At 65.3% G+C, this 18853-nt stretch carries 16 protein-coding genes; 6 read left to right on the forward strand and 10 right to left on the reverse strand.

The features are described 5' to 3' along the window. Positions 1 to 43: 43 nt before the first annotated feature. The gene (locus ABIC03_RS04830; protein WP_354055968.1) at positions 44 to 814 is read right to left on the reverse strand and encodes a hypothetical protein; all 771 of its coding nucleotides are present in this window, start codon (positions 812 to 814) and stop codon (positions 44 to 46) included. Between the two features lie 294 nt (positions 815 to 1108). On the opposite strand from ABIC03_RS04830, the gene ABIC03_RS04835 reads away from it, so the two are divergent. From ABIC03_RS04835 to ABIC03_RS04845, 3 genes are read left to right on the forward strand one after another with little or no spacing between them, the layout of a single operon-like run. Beyond that, positions 1109 to 2140 carry an ABC transporter substrate-binding protein gene (locus tag ABIC03_RS04835; protein ID WP_354055970.1) on the forward strand — a complete coding sequence of 344 codons (1032 nt, stop codon included), beginning with the start codon at positions 1109 to 1111 and terminating at the stop codon, positions 2138 to 2140. Beyond that, complete coding sequence (locus ABIC03_RS04840; RefSeq protein WP_354055972.1) at positions 2137 to 4812, forward strand: hybrid sensor histidine kinase/response regulator; 2676 nt, start codon at positions 2137 to 2139, stop codon at positions 4810 to 4812. Before ABIC03_RS04835 ends, ABIC03_RS04840 begins: the two co-directional genes overlap by 4 nt. 45 nt (positions 4813 to 4857) lie before the next feature. Then, entirely contained in the window at positions 4858 to 5769 is a 912-nt protein-coding gene (locus tag ABIC03_RS04845) for an alpha/beta fold hydrolase (protein ID WP_354055974.1), read from the forward strand. Positions 5770 to 5820: 51 nt separating this feature from the next. Here the strand turns inward: ABIC03_RS04845 and ABIC03_RS04850 are convergent, their stop codons facing one another. Then, entirely contained in the window at positions 5821 to 6732 is a 912-nt protein-coding gene (locus tag ABIC03_RS04850; RefSeq protein WP_354055976.1) for a LysR family transcriptional regulator, read from the reverse strand. A 129-nt stretch (positions 6733 to 6861) separates the two neighbouring features. On the opposite strand from ABIC03_RS04850, the gene ABIC03_RS04855 reads away from it, so the two are divergent. Beyond that, on the forward strand, positions 6862 to 7800 hold the full coding sequence (locus ABIC03_RS04855; RefSeq protein ID WP_354055978.1) for a ring-cleaving dioxygenase: 939 nt from the start codon (positions 6862 to 6864) through the stop codon (positions 7798 to 7800). Continuing rightward, entirely contained in the window at positions 7797 to 8423 is a 627-nt protein-coding gene (locus ABIC03_RS04860) for an alpha/beta hydrolase (protein WP_275167627.1), read from the forward strand. Before ABIC03_RS04855 ends, ABIC03_RS04860 begins: the two co-directional genes overlap by 4 nt. A gap of 43 nt (positions 8424 to 8466) precedes the next feature. On the opposite strand, the gene ABIC03_RS04865 is transcribed toward ABIC03_RS04860, so the two are convergent. From ABIC03_RS04865 to ABIC03_RS04895, 7 genes are all read right to left on the reverse strand, one after another. Further along, positions 8467 to 9441, reverse strand: coding sequence for a magnesium transporter CorA family protein (locus tag ABIC03_RS04865; protein ID WP_354055980.1), 975 nt, complete (start codon positions 9439 to 9441; stop codon positions 8467 to 8469). Positions 9442 to 9793: 352 nt separating this feature from the next. Next, the gene (locus ABIC03_RS04870) at positions 9794 to 11290 is read right to left on the reverse strand and encodes an ABC transporter substrate-binding protein (RefSeq protein ID WP_354055982.1); all 1497 of its coding nucleotides are present in this window, start codon (positions 11288 to 11290) and stop codon (positions 9794 to 9796) included. A gap of 54 nt (positions 11291 to 11344) precedes the next feature. Continuing rightward, complete coding sequence (locus ABIC03_RS04875) at positions 11345 to 12349, reverse strand: ABC transporter ATP-binding protein (protein WP_354055984.1); 1005 nt, start codon at positions 12347 to 12349, stop codon at positions 11345 to 11347. Beyond that, a complete protein-coding gene (locus tag ABIC03_RS04880; protein WP_354055986.1) occupies positions 12346 to 13359 on the reverse strand; it encodes an ABC transporter ATP-binding protein in 1014 nt (337 codons plus the stop codon). Before ABIC03_RS04880 ends, ABIC03_RS04875 begins: the two co-directional genes overlap by 4 nt. A 2-nt stretch (positions 13360 to 13361) precedes the next feature. Next, the gene (locus ABIC03_RS04885) at positions 13362 to 14255 is read right to left on the reverse strand and encodes an ABC transporter permease (RefSeq protein WP_354055988.1); all 894 of its coding nucleotides are present in this window, start codon (positions 14253 to 14255) and stop codon (positions 13362 to 13364) included. Then, positions 14252 to 15202, reverse strand: a complete 951-nt coding sequence (locus tag ABIC03_RS04890; RefSeq protein ID WP_354055990.1) for an ABC transporter permease — start codon at positions 15200 to 15202, stop codon at positions 14252 to 14254. Before ABIC03_RS04890 ends, ABIC03_RS04885 begins: the two co-directional genes overlap by 4 nt. A gap of 277 nt (positions 15203 to 15479) precedes the next feature. Next, positions 15480 to 16901, reverse strand: coding sequence for an amidase (locus ABIC03_RS04895; protein WP_354055992.1), 1422 nt, complete (start codon positions 16899 to 16901; stop codon positions 15480 to 15482). A 120-nt stretch (positions 16902 to 17021) separates the two neighbouring features. Between ABIC03_RS04895 and ABIC03_RS04900 the strand changes: the two genes are divergently transcribed. Then, positions 17022 to 17909, forward strand: coding sequence for a LysR family transcriptional regulator (locus ABIC03_RS04900; protein WP_354055994.1), 888 nt, complete (start codon positions 17022 to 17024; stop codon positions 17907 to 17909). Positions 17910 to 17915: 6 nt separating this feature from the next. Here the strand turns inward: ABIC03_RS04900 and ABIC03_RS04905 are convergent, their stop codons facing one another. Further along, a complete protein-coding gene (locus tag ABIC03_RS04905) occupies positions 17916 to 18851 on the reverse strand; it encodes a carbohydrate kinase family protein (protein ID WP_354055996.1) in 936 nt (311 codons plus the stop codon). Positions 18852 to 18853 lie beyond the last annotated feature (2 nt).

An 18853-nucleotide genomic window follows, 5' to 3' on the forward strand; every position in this document is an offset into this window, starting at 1 on the left:
GCCGATCCACAACCGGGTGGGAGAATGTCGTCGAAGCGCGGCATCAGAACTGGCCGGGCGGCAGCTTGAAGATGTCGGGGCTCTTGGCGTCGGCTACGTAGAACAGCAGCAGGCTGGTCGGCGTCAGCACTCGCTGGTTGTTGTCCTTGTTCTCGAACGTGCCCTGGAGCAGCAGGATGACCGAGCGATCCTTGGCGTCACTGCCGCGGAACATCACGATGCCGCCGTTGACGGGCATGTTGACCGCGATGGAGTCGGGCTTGAAGCCTTCGCTGAGGAAATGGGCGCGCAGGATGTTGGCGTTGGAGAACAGCTTCTCCGGCGTGATCGCCGTGTCGGTGCCCTTCGACCAGACCGCGCCGATCTGGATCAGGGACTTCGACTTGTAGCCGAACACGTAGGAGAGCTCGGCCGTGCCGCCGTTCGGCAGCAGCTCGGGCGCCGAATAGAGCAGGCTGTGCGTCAGCTCGGAGGCATTGTCCTGCGCCCTGATAGCGTCGGGCTTTGCGCTGAAATCCTTGGCTATCGCCGCGCGCACGTCGGCCTCGTTCATCCCGAATTTGGCGGAGCGGAAGCCGTCGATCGCCTTGGAGTCGATCGCTTTGGACTTGTCGTCCGGGGCAGCTGTCTCGGCGGCGGTTGCCGACGTCGCGCCGGCGGCGACCGGCGTACCGGCTGCTGCGGGGGCAGCACCGGCGGCTCTCGGTGCCGGCGCAGCTTTCTGCTTTGGCACGGCGCCCTGGGCCGCAAGGGGCCCCGCTGCAACGGTGGTGAGCAGGCCAACGAGGGCCGGAACGAGATAGATTTTGCGCATCGAAAACCTTCGAAAAAATTTGAAACAACGCTTCAAAAATCGGCAGCTACGAAATCGGCCTCCCCGAACCGTCATCACGACCGAGACGGAAAATGTTGCAACGCCGCAGGGCGTTACAAGGTGTCACGGAGGAGGCAAGGTTCGAAACAGCGACTCTTTGGCGGCGTAGGAATACGGTATCGGGCTGCCAAACGCTGCGAATGAGCAGTCACAAACGCATTTTTTCATCAATTGTGGACGCCGGCTGTTCGCGCTAAGCATCGGGCTGGGGCAAACCATCATGCAAAGACATTCATGACCGAACGGCCTTCCGCTCTCGCGGTCGATCGCCGCGGGTTCATTCGCCTTGCGGGCACCACCGCTGCGGGATGGCTGGCGCTCGGCGCAACATCTGATCGCATGCGCGTCGTCGCATCGCTGACCGCATTGCGGCTCGACGACGAATTGACCAGAAGAAGCATGATCGACAGCCCGACCTCTCGCCTGGGTGGTCTCATCGTGGGCTTGAGGCAGCGAGGTTGGGTCGAAGGCGTCAATTTCCGATTCGAGCTCCGTTCGACCTTCGGCGCGCCGGATAGACTGAAAACCGCGGTTCAGGAATTGCTGGCGCTCAAGCCGGACGTGATCCTGACCGGCTCGACGGTCGAAACCGCGGCCGTCCTGGAAGCCACCAAAACCATCCCGATCGTGTTCGCGACCGCCAACGATCCCGTCGGCAACGGCTTCGTCGAAAGCCTTGGCCATCCCGGCGGCAACGTGACCGGCTTCACCAACAGCACCGCCGAGATGGGCGGCAAATGGCTTCAGCTCATCCGGGAGGCCGTGCCGGATCTTGCGCGCGTCGGCATCCTGTTCAACCCGGCGACCACACCTCGCGGCGGCCGCTTCTTCCTCGATTCCATCGAGCAAGAGGCTGCACTGTCCGGCGTGTCCGTGGTCCCCGCCCCGGTCAGCGCGCCAACGGACATCGACGAAGCCGTCAGGCGCTTTACCGAACCGCCCAGGGCGGCGATGATCGCGCTCGTCGACAGCTTTCTGGTGGTCAACCGGCAGGCGATCATCGCGGCGACCGCCAAATATCGCGTACCCACGATTTACCCCTTCCATTATTTCATGGATGCGGGCGGGCTGATGAGCTACGGGCCGACGCTCGAAGTGCGCTCGGCTGACTATGTCGATCTCATCCTGCGCGGCACCAAGGCCGGCGATCTGCCGGTGCAATCGCCGCGCAAATACGAACTCCTGATCAACCGCACGGTCGCCCGCACGCTGGATTTGACGATACCATTCACGCTGCTCGCGCGCGCCGACGAGATCCGCGAGTGAACGAGACGATCGACCAGGGAGATTTGCGGCCACCTCCCGGCCGGCTGTTCCGCAAATACCTCTACTCGATCGTCGCGCTCGCTTTTGCCGCGCTAGCCATCAACACCGGCTTCGACGTCTGGTTCTCCTATCGCGAGCAGAAACAGCTACTGGCGGCGACCCAGCGCGAGCAGGCAGCAAGCGCCGCCATCCAGATCGGCCAGTTCATTGGCCAGATCGAAAGCCAGATCAGATGGCTCTCGCGCCTGCCCCCGGAGCTGTCCACGAACGAGGACCAGCGTCTGAACGCCATCCGCCTCCTGCGCCTCTCGCCTGCGATCGCGGAAATCGCCGAGCTCGACGCCCAAGGCCGCGAGCAGGTGCGCGTGTCGCGCCGTGTCGCGGACAGGATCGGCAGCAAGGCCGACCTCTCCGCCTCGCAGGCGTTCCGCGGCGCGAATGAAAGCCGCGCCTATTACGGGCCGGTCTACTTCCTCGGTGACACCGAGCCGTTCATGACGCTCGCCACGCGCGGAACCGGCCTGACGCCCGATGTGATTGTCGCCGAGGTCAATCTTCGCTTCATCTGGGACCTCGTCGCCGGGATCAGGGTAGGCAACACCGGCAAGGCCTATGTGGTCGATCGGATGGGGTTGTTGATCGCGCATCCCGATTTGTGGCCGGCGTTGCGTCGCAGCGATCTCTCCGGCCATGCCGACGTCCGCGCCGCGCTCGATGGCGTCGGGCCGCCCTCCGGCGGCCTGGTCAAGGAGGATCTGTCCGGTCAACGCGTGCTGTCGACCTATGCGACGGTCCCCTCGCTGGGCTGGCTGGTGTTCGTCGAGCTGCCGCTCACCGAGGCCTATGCGCCGATTTATGCGTCGATCGGACGCTCGACTTTTCTCCTGATCATCCTGCTGGCATGTGCGGTGCTGGTCTCTCTGTTTCTAAGCCGGCGCATGACCGTGCCGATCCAGATCCTGACGCGGGGCGCCCGGCGGATCGGCAGCGGCGACCTCGGCCTGCGGCTCGCAATCAAGACCGGTGACGAGCTGGAGGCGCTCGGCGACCAGTTCAACCGGATGGCCGCTCATTTGCGCGAATCCTATGCGACGCTCGAGCGCAAGGTAATCGAACGCACCTCCGAGCTTGAAAGGACCCGCGACCAGGCCCTTGCCGAGCACGATGCCGCCGAGCGCGCGCGCAGCGCGGCGGTGGCGGCCAATGAGACCAAATCGCGCTTTCTCGCGGTCGTCAGCCACGAGCTGCGCACGCCGCTGAACGGCGTCATGGGCGTGCTGCAACTGCTCGACGACGGCAGCCTCGGCGAAGCGCAGCGGCGCCACCTCACGACCGCCGCCGCGTCGGGCGAAACGCTGATCGCGCTGGTCGACGGCATCCTCGAATATGCGCGCCTGGAGGCCAGCGCCGAGACTCTGGAGACCCGCGATTTCCGCCTCGACCAGCTCATCGAAACGGCCGCCGATCTGATGCGTCCGCAGGCCGTTGGCAAGGGCCTGACCTTCGATCTCGCCTGCGATGCGACGGTCAATATCTCCGTGCACGGCGATCCGGTGCGGCTCAATCGCATTCTGCTCAATCTGATCGGCAACGCGATCAAGTTCACCCCGCGCGGGGGCATCGGCTTGAGCGCGGCCGCCGAGGGACATGACGATCATGTCCTGCTGCGCATCACCGTTCGCGATACCGGCATCGGCATCGCGCCCGACATGCACGAGCGGATTTTCGAGGATTTCGTCCAGGCCGACGACAGCATCGCCCGGCGATTCGGCGGCACCGGCCTTGGACTGGCGATCGCGCGGCGCCTCACCCGCCTGATGCGCGGCGAGTTGACGGTGGCGAGCACGCCGGGTACGGGCAGCTCGTTCATGCTTGAGGTACCGCTTGGCCTTGCCGCGAGCGACATCGCGCAAGGCGCGGTCCAGCCGCCATCGCGGCAGCTTCGCGTGCTGCTGGTCGACGACGACCCCGTCAATTGCGAGGTCGGCGAAGCGATGTTGAAGAGGCTTGGCCACCACGCCACCATCGCCACGAACGGCGCGTCGGCCATCGCGCTCGCCCGCGATCAGGCGTTCGATATCATCCTGATGGATCTGCACATGCCCGACATGGACGGGGTCGAGGCGGCATCGCGGATCCGCAAGCTCGGTCTGCCGACGATGCCGCGCATCATCGCGGTGACCGCCGACATGTCGCGCCGCGCCCGCGAACGGCTCGCGGACGCAGGCATTGCCAGGATCGTCAGCAAGCCGATCCTGATCAATGCGCTGCGCGAGGCGATCGAGGATGATGCCCAGAACCAGCCGGCCGCGGCGCAACTCGCCGCAGGCGCATTGATCGACCGGCATTTCCTCGATGACCAGAAGGAGCTGCTGGGCGCGGCGCAGATCGCAAAACTCCACCGCCTACTGGAACAGACGAGCAAAAAGCTGGTCGAGGACATCGCCAAGGCAGCAGTGATTGGCGATCCCACGCAGCTCGCACGCTGCGCGCATCAACTCGGGAGCGCCGCGAGTGCACTCGGCCTCGTCCGCCTGTTCGAATTCTGCCATGAGGTCGAGCTGGCGGCAGTCACGATGTCCCCGCCCGAATCCCACAGCGCCGCCCGCGAGCTCGCCGCGCTTCGGAAGGCCTCGATGAGCGCGCTGGACGATCTGCTTCGGCCGGCCTAAGAGCCTTCGGTCACTGACTGAAATACAAGATGATCGGAGGCGCCGGTGCGCGCAAGATATCTCGCCATTGTTCTCACGCTGCTCGCCCCTGCCGCGCGCGCCGAGGTCGAACAGTTCCCGTCCGGCTTCAAGACCAGAACCATCGCGGCCAACGGCACGCAGATTCATGTTCGCGTCGGCGGTCAGGGGCCTGCCGTGATCCTGATCCACGGTTTCGGTGATACCGGCGACATGTGGGTCAAGCTCGCCGCTGACCTCGTGCGCGACCACACCGTTGTCGTGCCCGATCTGCGTGGTATGGGCCTCTCGAGCAAGCCCGACAATGGCTACGACAAATGGACCCAGGCGGCCGACATGCGGGCCGTTCTCGCAGCGCTCGGCATCGAAAAGACCGCCGTCGTCGGCCACGACATCGGAACCATGGTGGCCTATGCCTACGCGGCCCGGTATCGCGACCTGACCGAGAAGCTGATCGTCATGGATGCCCCGGTGCCCGGGGTGCCGCCGTGGGACGAGGTCGTTCGCAGCCCGCAGCTTTGGCATTTTGATCTCGGAGGCCTGGACATGGAGCGGCTGGTCAAGGGTCGCGAGCGCATCTACCTCGACCGCTTCTGGAATGACTTCGCGGGCACGCCTTCCAGGATCGCGGAAGCGACACGCCGTCATTACACAGCGCTCTATGCGCGGCCGGGCGCCATGCGTGCTGCGTTCGCCCAGTTCAGGTCGATCCGAACCGACGCCGAGGACAACAAGAAGGCGATCGCGACCAAGTTGACCATTCCCGTGCTGGCTGTCGGGGGCGAAAAATCCTTCGGTGCGACAGAGGCCGTCGTGATGCGAAACGCCGCGACTGACGTCACCGAATTAGTCATTCCGGACGCCGGTCATTGGCTGATGGAAGAGCAACCGGCGGCGACCGTGAAGGCGATACGCCAATTCCTCGACACCAAAAACTAGAGCAGCGAGCCGCGCGGAGCCGACATATCTCGCTCGGTCCCTCCGCGCGGGTCATTTTAATCGGCCCGACGCTTCATCCTCCCGCCCGAACCGCTCCACCAGAAAATCGATGAACAGCCGCACCTTCACCGACAGATGCCGGGTCGGCGGATAGACCGCATAGAGCGCGAGCGGCGGCGCCGAATAATCGTCCAGCACCGTTCGCAGCTCGCCTTTCCCCAAGGCGTCGGCGGCGATGAACTCCGGGAGCAGCGCGAGTCCCCTGCCCTTGATCGCGACATCGCGCAGCACTTCGGCATTGTTTACGCAGAGCGACCAGGCCGGCTGGATCCAGTGATCGCCGTCGGTGCCGGTGAGCTTCCACTGATTGCCCGTAAGCAGGAAGCCGTAGGTCAGCGAGGTGTGCCCGCGGAGATCCTGCGGGTGTTTTGGTGTGCCGTGACGTGCGAGATAATCGGGTGAAGCACAGATCATGCGCGCCACCGGCATGATTTTTCGCGCGATCAAACTCGACGATTCCAATTCCGCGATCCGCAAGGTCACGTCAAAGCCGTCCTGGACGGGATCGAGCAGATCGTCGCTGAGAACGAGCTGGAGCTGCAGCTCCGGATATCGCGCCATGAAATCGGCAAGCACCGGCCCGAGCCGCAGGGTGCCGAACGACATCGGCGCGTTGACGCGCAACAGGCCGCGAGGCGCCGACTGGGCTTGCGTGACCGCCTGGTCGGCCGCCTCGATCTCCGACAGGATCACGACCGCGCGCTCGAAATAGCGCTGGCCGTTCTCGGTCGGGCTCGCATGGCGCGTGGTGCGGTTCAGGAGCTGCACGCCGAGGCTCTCCTCGAGGTCGGCGATGTATTTGCTGATCGCCGAGCGTGACAGCCGCAACTGCCGGCCCGCCTCGGCAAAACTGCCGCTTTCGACCACTTTTACGAAGGCCCGGAGGCTGGCGACCTTATCCAAGCGTCGGCCCCGTGGATTGTTTCCAAATCGTAGACATAGACGTCATATTTGCATGGATTGTCTCCAATTCAAAGCGGAGCGATATTTCCGGCCAGAGCAAGACCGCTCCCCTAGCGTTGGAGGACGACAATGTCTGGACTGCACCATGTGACCGCGATCGCCGGCGACCCGATCAGGAACTTCGGCTTCTACACCCGAGATCTCGGCCTGCGCTTCGTCAAGAAGACGGTCAATTTCGACGATCCCGGCACCTATCACTTCTACTATGGCGACGAGACCGGCCGCCCCGGCACCATCCTGACCTTCTTTCCGTGGGCCGGCGTGCCGGCCGGGCGCCGCGGCGTCGGCGAGACCCACCAGACCGCCTTCCGCGTGCCGCAGCGCTCGCTCGGCTATTGGACGCAGCGCTTCGTCGAGAAGGGCATCGCCTACGAGGCGCTGGAGAAGCGCTTTGGCGAGTCCGTGCTGCCGTTCACAGACCCTGATGGCATGGCGCTCGCGCTCGTCGGCATTCCCGGTGCCGAGAGCGAGCCCGGCTGGAGCAACGGCGACGTGCCGGCCGAGCATGCGATCCGCGGCTTCCACGGCGTGACCTTGCTGCTCGACAGCGCGGCAAAGACGGCTGCCGTCCTCACCGACGTGTTCGGCTTCAAGGAGATGGCGCGTGAAGGCTCGGTGATCCGCTTCAAGGCACCGGGCGATGTCGAAGGCAGCGTCGTCGACATCTACGAGGCCAAGGGCTTCCTGCGCGGACACCAGGGTGGCGGCTCCGTGCATCACATCGCCTTCCGCGCAGCCGACGACGCCGAGCAATGCAAGATGGCGCAGAGGCTCGTCAGCAATCACGGCCTGCACCCGACCGAACAAAGGGACCGCAACTACTTCCGCTCGATCTACTTCCGCGAGCCCGGGGGGGTGCTGTTCGAGATCGCGACCGATATCCCCGGCTTCGCCGTCGACGAGCCCGTGGCGACGCTGGGACGCGACCTCAAGCTCCCGAGCTTCCTCGAAGCGCAGCGCAAGCAGATCGAGGCTGTGTTGCCGAATTTGGCAGAGAGCGTGTCATGACCGAGAGTTCATTCGTCCATCGTTTCGAGCCCGCGACCAGCACGGGCTCTCCTCCGGTGCTGCTGCTGCACGGCACTGGTGGCGACGAGAACGATCTGCTCGGGCTTGGCAAGATGATCTCGCCTGGCTCGGCCCTGCTCTCGCCGCGCGGCCGCGTGCTCGAGCATGGCATGCCGCGTTTCTTCCGCCGCCTTGCCGAGGGCGTGTTCGACGAGGACGATGTGCGGCGGCGCGCGCGCGAGCTCGGCGACTTCGTCAGCGAGGCACGGCAGCGCTACGGCCTCGCCGCACCGGTCGCGGTCGGCTTCTCCAACGGCGCCAACATCGCGGCCGCGCTGTTGCTGCTGGAGCCGGACGTGTTGGCAGGCGCGATCCTGCTCCGCGCCATGGTGCCGCTGTCGGATCCGCCGAAGGTTGAGCTCGGCGGCAAGCCCGTCCTGCTTCTGTCAGGGCAGGCTGATCCGATCGTTCCGGCGAGCAATTCGGGGAAGCTTGCCTCGCTGTTGTCGGAAGCCGGAGCCCGGGTCGAACACAAGGTTTTGCCGGCGGGCCATCAATTGTCGCAAGCCGATTTGACGCTCGCCCGCGACTGGGTCGGCAAATTCGCCGCCGAAGTCGCCTGATCCCGAAAAGCGGCGCATCGTCTTCGAGCGGTGCGCCGCGGCTTTACTCGAACCAGCCGCGGCGCTTGAACCAGATCAGCGGCAGCACGCCGCTGGCAATGATGGCGAGCCACGCCAGCGGATAGCCGAACGTCCAGTCCAGCTCCGGCATGTGCTTGAAGTTCATGCCCCAGATGCCGACCATGATCGTGGGCGGTACGCCGACGACCGAAACGATTGTCAGGATCTTGAACAGCTCGTTCTGCTGGATGTTGATGAAGCCGAGCACGGCATCGAGCAAAAGCTGGATCTTGTCCGACAATCGCGTCTCGTAGTCGCCGAGCGAAGCGACATCCTTCGAGACGGCCTCGAGGCGCTTCTTCGACGCGGCCGTGATCCATTCACTCCCGACATCGCCGGCAAACGAGGCGACGCGACCGACACCAAGCAGGACATCGCGCGCCTTGGCGAGCCGATCGGCCAGCTCCCCGATGTTCTCCAGCGCCTCGCGCATCCGCCGGCTGGAGCGGACCGGCCGCTTGGTGCGAACGAGTCCACCCTTGAAGACGTCCCGCGAAAGCCTGTCGACCTTCGCGCCGAGATGCTCAAGAACATCGGCGCCGCGATCGACCATGGCCTCGACCAGGCTGGTGAACACGCACATGCCGTTCTCCAGGCTGTCATCGGAGCCGATACGCTTGCCGATGTCGTCGAAGATCGGCAGCTGCGCGAAGCGCACCGTCACCAGCACGCGCGGGCCGATGACGAATCCCACCGGCGTAATCTCGGCCTCGTCGTCCTCGTTGAGCCGGACCGCCGGCGAGCTGAGATAGAGCGTGCCGTTGTCGACGATCAGGCGGCTCGACGCTTCGATCTCGCTGAGCGAATCCTCGGACGGAACGCGTATCCCGAGCAATCGTTCGACGAACTGCTTTTCTTCTGCGGTCGCGTCCAAAAGATCAGCCCAGATGATCTCGGACGGCATCTCCGCGCCGATCTTCTGCCAGTCGTCGGATGGCCACCTGTACAGTTTAAGCAAGAACCGAACTCCGCATACCCTCGCGCCGGATCGCACGGCCTGCGGCCATCCTGCGCCGAACTAACGCATCAGGGTTCCGAACGTTCAAAGTCGGGGAGCATCGGGCCGGCGCAATCAAACCAAGCGGGCGCGCCTCCTTCGATGATGCCATCATGCCAGTGTTTTGCCCGACGGGTCAACGGCATCGCGCAACGCAAACCATTCAATTGCGTGACGCGCAAGTCATTGAAATGACTATCCCCGGCTACTGTGCATGGGGTTGTTTTTCAGGTTTTTGTTTGGACCGGTCTCGTGACGATCTCTTCCGTTGGGAGAGATCGTCACCGAAATCACGCAATCGACCTCCGCGACCCTACTCCCAGGCCCATGCCGAGAAGTCGTTCTCGTACTGCGGCACGTCCTTCCAGACGCCTTTCAGCTTTTTGTTGGTGATGGTGATCAGCTGCGGCTGGTACAAATAGCCAGAGACCGCGTCGGTGGCCAGCATGCGCTGGGCGTCGCCGAGAAGCTTGACACGGGCGGCTTCCTCCGGCGTCGACACGATCTGCTTGTAGAGCGCGTTGAACGCCTCGTTGTTGTAGCCGAGATAGTAGTCCTGTTCGGTGATCTTGACGAGATCGAACGGCTCGACATGGCTGACGATGGTGAGGTCGAAATTGTGCGGACCATTGCCGGCGAATACCTGCGACAGCCATTGCGCCCATTCGACGTTCTCGATCTTGGCGATGATGCCGACCTTGGCGAGTTGGGCTGCGAGGATCTCGCCGCCCTGCCGCGCATAGGATGGCGGCGGCAGCTTCAAGGACAGCTCGAGCGGGGTGGTAACGCCGGCCTCGGCGAGCAGCTTCTTGGCCTTCTCGGGATCGTAGGGGTTGATGCCTGTGGTGTCGACATAGCCGAGCGCGGTCGGGACGTAGAAGCTGCCGATCGGCGTGCCGAAACCATCGACGGCGCCGTCGATCATCGCCTTGCGATCGATCGCAGCGAGGATCGCACGGCGCACGCGAACATCGTCGAGCGGCTTCTTGCGATGGTTGATGCCGACGATGGTCTTCGCCCTGGAGCCGCCGACCATAACGTTGAAGCGCGGATCGGCCTTGAACTGCGCGATGGTGCGCTGGGCCGACACGCGGGGAAACGCATCGACATCGCCCGACAGCAGCGCCGCTGTCTGCGCCGACGGATCGGAGATGAAGCGGATCGTCACCTTCGAGAGCTTGATCGCGGCGGCGTTGCGGTAGTCGGCCCATTTGGTCAGGGTCATCGAGGAGCCCTTGGCCCAGGCGCCCAGCTGATAGGGCCCGGTCCCAACCGGCTGCGTGATGTTCGTCGGCGCGCTCTTCGGCTCGACGATCGAGCCGCTGGCCTGCCCCAGCAGGAACGGTAAGTTCGGCTCCGAATGTTTCAGGCTGATCACGACCGTGTCGGCATCGGGCGCGTCGACCTTCTCGAAACTCTGGAACAGGCTCTTGTCTTTGTTGGTGCTGGTGGCGACAGCATTGCGCTCGAACGAGAACTTCACGGCGGCGGAGTCGAACGGCTCGCCATTGTGGAATTTGACGCCCTTGCGCAGCTTGAACGTATAGGTCTTCAGATCGGGCGAGGCCGTCCAGCTCTCGGCGAGCAGCGGCGAAGTGGTGCCGTCCTCGTTGATCTTGGTCAGGGTCTCATAGATGTTGTAGAGCGTGACCTCGGCGATCGCGGCGGCGGCGGCGTTTGTGGGATCGAGCCCCGGCGGCTCCAGCGCCATCGCCATGACGACGCTGTCCTTCTTGGACTGCGCCAGCACCGGCAACGGAGCCACGGCAAGCGCGGCGGCGAATGCGACGATCGATAGTTTCCTGAACATGCTTAACTCCCCGGCCTTCTCTCATCCCAGCCTACGCCAATCCCGCCTAGGACGCTAACCTTCCACGGGCAATTGCGGCAACGCCATCACGGCTTCCGCCTTGTGGCAGGCGGCCAGATGCGTCTCGCCCAGCTTGCGTAGCTCAGGCAGAACCTCGCGGCAATGCTGGTCGGCGAGCGCGCACCGCGAGACATAGGGACACCCGGTCGCGGCCGCCGATTGCGAGGCGATTGCCTGGGCCCCGCGCCGGCGCCGGCCGCCGGCGGCGCGCACCCGCGGCACGGCATCCAGCAGCGCTCGCGTGTAGGGATGGGCGCAGCGCTCGAACAAATCCTCGGGACGGCCCTGCTCGACGATGCGGCCGAGATACATCACCGCGACCTCGTCGCAGAGATAGTCGACGACGGCGAGGTCGTGGCTGATCAGGACGTAGCTGAGGCCGAACTGCTCCTGGAGGTCTTGCATCAGGTTGAGCACCTGCGCCTGCACGGAGACGTCGAGCGCGGAGACCGGCTCGTCGGCGACGATCAGCTTCGGCTGGGTGATCAGCGCGCGTGCGATGGCGATGCGCTGGCGCTGGCCGCCAGAGAACTCGTGCGGATATTTCTCCATGTCGGCACTACGCAGGCCCACCTGCTGCAGCACCGCGGAGACGCGGGCACGAAGCGTCGTGCGATCAATCCCCTCCAACACGGTCAGCGGCTCAGCGACGATGCGCGCGATGGTCTGGCGCGGGTCGAGCGATCCGTAGGGATCCTGGAACACCATCTGGAAATCGCGGCGCGCGCGGCGCAGCTCGTCCGCAGAGATGCGGTTGAGGTCGCGGCCGAGCAGCGCGACCTGCCCCGATGTCGGCCGCTCCAGCGCCATCACCACCCGCGCGAAAGTCGATTTGCCCGAGCCGGACTCGCCGACGATGCCGAGGCTCTTGCCGGCGTCGACCCGCACGCTGACACCATTGAGCGCGCGCACCTGCCCCGGCGGGCGGAACACGCTTTCACGCGGCAGCGTGTAGCGCTGCTCGAGATCCTTCACGTCGAGAAGAGGCGCCGTGGTCATACGGTCAGCGCTCCGACGCGTTCGGCCATGGAGACGTCGGTCCGGATGCAGCGCACCAAGTGGCCGGGTCCAACGTCCACCATCGGTGGAAGCGCGGCCCGGCAATGCTCGATGACGAGCGGACACCGGTCGGCGAAGGTGCAACCGAAAGGCAGATCGGCGAGCTCCGGGACCGTGCCCGATATCGTCGTCAGCCGCGTCCCCTTGCGCGCGCCGAGCTTCGGCCGGGCGCGGAACAGGCCCTGCGTGTAGGGATGTCCCATCCGGCGGAACACTTCGTCGGTCGGCCCGCTCTCGATGATCGTGCCGCCGTACATCACCATCATGCGTTGCACGTTCTCGGCGATGACGCCGAGATCGTGCGAGATCAGGATCATCGACATGCCGCGCTCTTCGACGAGATCGGCGATGAGGTCTAGGATCTGGCCCTGAATGGTGACGTCGAGCGCCGTGGTCGGCTCGTCCGCGATCAGCAGGTCGGGCTCGCAGGCGAGCGCCATCGCGATCGTGACGCGCTGACGCTGGCCGCCGGAAAACTGGTGCGGATAGGCATCGACGCGGCGCGCCGGATCAGGCAGCCCGACGCGGTCGAGCAAGGCGATCGCTTCTCGCCGCGCCTGCGATGCCGAGTATTTCCTGTGACGCCGCAGCGGCTCGGCGACCTGGTGGCCGATCGTGTGCATCGGGTTGAGCGCGGTCATCGGCTCCTGGAAGATCATGCTGATGCGATTGCCGCGCAACCGACAATATTCCGCGTCCGACAAACCAGCGAGTTCGCCGCCGTCCAGCTTGATGCTGCCGGTGACGACCGCGCTGTCCGGCAGCAGTCCCATCAGCGACAACGCCGTCACCGACTTGCCGCAGCCGGATTCGCCGACGAGCCCGAGCGTCTCGCCGCGCTTCAGGGCAAAGCTGACGCCGCGCACCGCCTGTGCAGGCCCGCGGCTGGTATTGAGGCGCACGCCGAGATTGTCGACCTCGATCAGCGGCATGGTCGAGCGCTCGCCCATCCTCATCGCTCCCGCGCAAGTCGAGGGTCGAGCAGATCGCGTAGTCCGTCGCCGAGCAGATTGAGGCCGAGCACCGCGATTGCAATCGCAGCACCCGGATAGACCGCAAGCATCGGCGACTGGAACAGCAGTGTCTGCGCGTCGTTCAGCATCCGCCCCCAGGACGGCTGCGGCGGCTGCGTGCCGAGACCGAGATAGGACAAGGCGGCTTCGGCTAGAATCGCAAGCGCGAACTGGATGGTCGCCTGCACGATCAGGATCGAGAGGATGTTGGGCAGCACGTGCTCGATGGTGATGCGAAACTTGCCCTTCGCCGCCGCGCGCGCGGCCAGCACGAATTCGCGCGCCCAGATCGCGTTGGCCGAGCCGCGCGTCAGCCGGATCAGCGTCGGGATCTGGAAGATGCCGATGGCGACGATCGAGGTCACCATGCCCGGCCCCACGACTGCGGCGAGCATGATGGCGGAGAGCACGGCCGGAAAGGCGAAGGTGAAATCGGAGAAGCGCATGATGATCTCTTCGGTCCAACCGCGCCTGGCCGACGCGATCAGGCCGAGACAGACGCCGAAGGTGAGGCCGATGCTGACCGCGATGATGCCGACCATGATGGTGGAGCGGGCGCCGGCGAGCAGCAGCGAGACGATGTCGCGGCCGAAGACGTCGGTGCCGAGCCAGTGCGCGGCCGAGGGCGACCGGAGCTTTGAGGCAATGTCGATCTCATAAGGCGACCAGGGCGTCCACAGCAGCGACAGCAGCGCCGAGGCGAGCACCAGCAGGCTCAGCGCGCCGCCGAGCACGAAGCTGCGATGACGCAGCGCGCGGCGCCAGAAGGTCCGGGCCGGCAGAGGGCGCGCTAAGGCCGGCGCATCGACGAGGGTGGCGAGCGGATCACTCACAGATCGTGGACCTTGATGCGGGGATCGACGAAGGCATAGAGCACGTCGACCACGAAATTGACGATGACCACCATGGTCGCGAGCAGCATCACGCAATTGCGCACCACGATGAGGTCGCGGTTGGCGATCGACTGGAAGATTAGCCGGCCGAGGCCGGGCAGATAGAACACGTTCTCGATCACGATGGTGCCGGCGAGCAGATTGGCGAATTGCAGCCCCATCACGGTCATCACGGGGATCATGGCGTTGCGCAGCACGTGGCTCCACAGCACCTCGCGCTTGCCGAGGCCTTTTGCGCGCGCCGTGCGGACGAAGTCTTCACGCAGCACTTCCAGCACCGCGGAACGCGTGACGCGCGCGAGGATCGCGGCCTGCACCACCGCGAGCGAGATCGCCGGCAGCAGCAGCGACTTGATGCCGGGCCAGAAGCCGTCCTCCCAACCGGGAAAGCCGCCCGCGGACAGCCATTGCAGCCGCACCGAGAACAACAGCACCAGCAGGATCGCGAACCAGAAATTTGGCAGCGCGATGCCCACCTGCGTCAGCGACATCACCCCGACATCGCCGAGCTTGTTGTGGTTGGCGGCGGTGTAGATGCCGGCCGAGAGCGCCAGCGTCACCGTGATCAGCATGGACATCATCGCGAGCGGAATGGTCAGCACCAGCCGCTCCGCAATCAAGGCGGCAACCGGGGTGCCGTAGACATAGGAGTTGCCGAGATCGCCGACGAGCAGCCCCTTGATCCATTGCAAATAGCGAAGCGCCAGCGGCTGATCGAGCCCGAGCTTGACGGTGAGCGCGCGGACCGCATCTGGCGAGGCATCGGCGCCCATCAGCATCTGCGCGGCGTTGCCCGGAAGAGCATCCAGCACCAGGAAAATGATCACGGAAGCGCCGACCAGCGTCGCTAGCAAGGTCAGCACACGTCGGAGGACAAATACGCTCATGCGTTCACGAGCTCCGACGTCGTCCTGGCGAAGGCCAGGACCCATAACCCCAAGCAGCAGTTTGGCGAAGACTCGTCCTTCGGTACTGGCACTGCCCGTCACCGATCAATTCCGCGGTATGGGTCCTGGCTTTCGCCAGGACGACACCGAGGCGGATGCGGGCGTCATGCCGCATGGGGACAAATAGGCTCATGGGCGTTCGGATTCAGGGGGCATCCGCGGCACGATCAACATGTCCGAGGGCCGGAGGCAAGCGCTTTGCTGCATGCCCATCTGCTCAAGCCGGCCAGCGGGACAGGAGGTCATGCGAGGCCTCGAACAGCGCGCTCACGCGCAGCAAGTCCGCATCAGCGCGGAAGCGGCCGACGAGTTGCAATCCGATCGGCAGGCCATCGCGGCCGAAGCCGCAGGGCAGACTGATCGCGGGGTGTCCGGTCATGTTGAACGGCATGGTCCAGGGGAACCAGTGCGGCCGGACGCTGTCAAAGTGCTTGCCGTCGATCTCGATGGTGCCGAACAGGTCCTGATCGATCGGCAGGGCGGTGCGGGTGATGGTCGGCATCGCCAGCAGATGCCCGCGCGCAAGCAGGGATTGCACCCGGCGGAACAGCGCCGTGCGCGCGAACATCGCCTCTTGATAGGCGACGCCGCTGACGTCGGTGGCAAGCGCAAGCTGCTTGAGGAAGGCCTCGCTCAGCGCGTCCCCATGCTCGGCTGCGAGTTTTGCAAAGCGCGTCCGCCAGACCGTGTGATTGATGGCGCGCCAGATCGGCTCGATGTCGAACCCCTCGCCCGAAAACTCCTCGAGCTCGGCACCCAGGCCCGCGAGCCGATCGAGGCTCGCCTTGAATCCGGCCTCGACATCGGCAGAGACGGGGCGTCCGGGCGGCGACAGGCAGTACAGGATTTTCTGCCGACGCAGATCGCCGCGCGGGGCGGCCCTGCCGATGAAGTCGGGCACGGGAACGCCGATCGACCAGGGATCGCAAGAATCCTCGCCGGCCATCGCCTGCATCATCAGCGCGGTGTCGGCGACGGTCCGAGTCATCGGCGTGACATAGGTCTGGTTGCCGAACGCGTCCAGCACCTGGCTATGCGGGATGACGCCGTTGCTTTGCTTCAGCCCGACCACGCCGTTGCAGGCGGCGGGAATCCGCGTCGAGCCGCCGCCATCGGTCGCGATCGCAAGCGGTGCGATGCCGCTCGCCACCGCCACCGCGGCGCCGCCGCTGGAGCCGCCCGACGAGCGCTCGGCGCTCCACGCATTGCGGGTTCGGCCGAACAGCGGCGAGTCGGTCAGGCACTTGCTGCCGAATTCTGGTGTCGTGGTCTTGCCGATCAGGATCGCGCCTTGCGCGCGCAGCCGTGCAACCGCGACGGCATCCTCGGTCGGAACATTGTCCTTGTAGGGAACGGCGCCGAAAGTGGTCCTCACGCCCCTGGTATTGACGATGTCCTTGACGGTGACGGGGATGCCGTGCAGCAGGCCGAGCGGCTCGCCGGCCATCACCTTGCGCTCGGCCTCGCGCGCAGCCGCAAGCGCCTCGTCGCCGCAGATCGTGATGAAGCAGTTCAGCTCGGGCTGGAGCGCCTCGGCACGGGCGAGCACCGCGCGGGTGAGCTCGACGGGCGATATCTGCTTTGTCGCGATGAGGCCGCGCAGCACGGTTGCGGATAGCTGGCAAGGATCGCCGTTCATCGTCACATCGCTCCGAAGCCGGCCGCCGGTGGCCGATAGCATTGACAGCCAGGATGACAGTTTTGTTAACTCGCCGCCAATACGATTTTGAACACCAACCCATACGTTTTCGGTATGCCAATGGATCTTCGCCGGCTCCGCTATTTCGTCGCCGTCGCCGAGGCGCGCAGTGTCGGCAAGGCTGCCGAGCGGCTGCGGATGGCGCAGCCGCCGCTCTCGGTCCAGATCCGCAAGCTGGAGGCCGAGGTAGGTGCACCGCTGTTCCGCCGCGGCACGCGCGGCATGGATTTGACCGACGCGGGCCAGGCACTGCTGGCGCGCGCCGGCGAGGCGCTGGCGCTGGCGGCTGACGGCATCGAGGCCGCGCGCGCGATCGCGGCCGGCAGCCGTGGTCGGCTGTCCGTCGGCTACATGTTCGTATTGGCGAACGCGATGCTGCCGCGTCTCATCCCCGAGTTGCGGCGATCTATTCCCGGCGTCGATCTCGATTTCGCCGAGCTCAGTGCCACGACGCGCGAGCCGCGTCTGCTCGACCGCAGCGTCACCGTCGCGCTGTGCATGCCGGCGATCCACCATCCCGAGATCCAGGTAGCCCGGATCGGCGCGCAGCCGTTCGTGCTGGCGGTGCCAAACCGTTCGCCGCTTGCGCGCCTGAGCGCGGTGCCAATGACACGCCTACAAGGCCGTCCGCTGATCGCGCTGCCGCCGCCGGAGCGGGACCCCTCCTCCTCCGCGGTCGCGGCCCTGCTGCGGCGGCATCAGATCGTGATGCCGATTGCGAGCCGGGTGGAGACGGTGCATTCGGCGATGAGCCTGGTTCTCGCCGGTGAAGGCCTCGCCATCCTGCCCGCCTGCGCCCAGCTCGGCGCGCCGCGCGGCATCGTGTTCCGGCCGCTGCGGGACGCAAGCGATTCCATCGACATCGCGGTCTGCTGGCGGCGCGACTCCCAGAGTCCGCTGATCCGCACGTTCCTCAAATGCGCCGAGAAGGCGGTCGCGCGGCTGTGAGGCGGCCTACCAGCTCCAACTGATCTCGTCGCTCCAGGGCGGGTCGGCACCGGGACGGGTGCAGGTGAGGCCGGCGCAATTGGCGGCAAAGGACAGCGCGCGGCGAAGCTCGTCTGCGCCGATATCCTTCAGTTGTTGTCGGGCGAGACGTCCCTGCCTGTGCAGGGCGAACAACAACGCCGCCTGAAAACTGTCGCCCGCGCCGATGGTGTCGGCGACCACGACCTTGGGGGCGGCGACCTCGATCTGCCCTGCCCCCGCAGGCCACGCGATGGCGCCGTTGTTGCCGCGGGTGATGACGACGAGGCTGGCGCCCTGCGCAAGCAGCGTGTTCGCGCGCTGCTGATAAGGCTCGTCGCCGAACAGGTAGGTAAAATCGACGTCCGACATCTTGATGAGATCGGCACAGCCGGCAAACTCCGTCATGCGCGCGAGATAGGCCGGTTTGTCCTTCACGAAGTTGGGCCGGCAGTTCGGATCAAAGGAGATTGTCGAGGACGCCCGTGCGTCCGCGATCAGGGCCTTGGTCTCGGTCGCGCCCTGGTCGTTGACGAGTGTGGTCGAGCCGACATGGAGGGCTTCGACGGTGTCCAAAGGAATGGAGCCGCGCCGGTAGGTCCAGTTCCGCGTCGCGGTATCGGCATCGTAGAACGCGTAATGCGACTCGCCGGCGACAATACGAACGAAGGCAAGCGTGGTCTGGTGACCGCTGCGGGTGGCGAGGGCGAGCTCGACATTGGATGCAGCGGCGTGGTCGGCGATCATGCGCCCGAACAGGTCGGTCGAGATCCCGCCGACAAAGCCGGTCCGCGCGCCGAGCCGCGCCATACCGATTGCGACGTTGAGGCAGGAGCCGCCGACCGCTGGCATCACCGCTTCGCGCCCGTCGGTGTTTCGCGTCGGGACGAAATCGATCAGCGCATCGCCGCAGGAAATCAACATCC

Source organism: Bradyrhizobium sp. RT6a (assembly GCF_040547675.1).
In the GTDB taxonomy this organism is placed as follows: Bacteria; Pseudomonadota; Alphaproteobacteria; order Rhizobiales; family Xanthobacteraceae; genus Bradyrhizobium.

Coding starts and splice junctions, on each gene's coding strand:
- ABIC03_RS04870 (WP_354055982.1), bottom strand. CDS start 11,290: ATGTTCAGGAAACTATCGATCGTCGCATTCGCCGCCGCGCTTGCCGTG.
- ABIC03_RS04830 (WP_354055968.1), bottom strand. CDS start 814: ATGCGCAAAATCTATCTCGTTCCGGCCCTCGTTGGCCTGCTCACCACC.
- ABIC03_RS04855 (WP_354055978.1), top strand. CDS start 6,862: ATGTCTGGACTGCACCATGTGACCGCGATCGCCGGCGACCCGATCAGG.
- ABIC03_RS04900 (WP_354055994.1), top strand. CDS start 17,022: ATGGATCTTCGCCGGCTCCGCTATTTCGTCGCCGTCGCCGAGGCGCGC.
- ABIC03_RS04860 (WP_275167627.1), top strand. CDS start 7,797: ATGACCGAGAGTTCATTCGTCCATCGTTTCGAGCCCGCGACCAGCACG.
- ABIC03_RS04835 (WP_354055970.1), top strand. CDS start 1,109: ATGACCGAACGGCCTTCCGCTCTCGCGGTCGATCGCCGCGGGTTCATT.
- ABIC03_RS04895 (WP_354055992.1), bottom strand. CDS start 16,901: ATGAACGGCGATCCTTGCCAGCTATCCGCAACCGTGCTGCGCGGCCTC.
- ABIC03_RS04880 (WP_354055986.1), bottom strand. CDS start 13,359: ATGGGCGAGCGCTCGACCATGCCGCTGATCGAGGTCGACAATCTCGGC.
- ABIC03_RS04905 (WP_354055996.1), bottom strand. CDS start 18,851: ATGTTGATTTCCTGCGGCGATGCGCTGATCGATTTCGTCCCGACGCGA.
- ABIC03_RS04875 (WP_354055984.1), bottom strand. CDS start 12,349: ATGACCACGGCGCCTCTTCTCGACGTGAAGGATCTCGAGCAGCGCTAC.
- ABIC03_RS04890 (WP_354055990.1), bottom strand. CDS start 15,202: ATGAGCGTATTTGTCCTCCGACGTGTGCTGACCTTGCTAGCGACGCTG.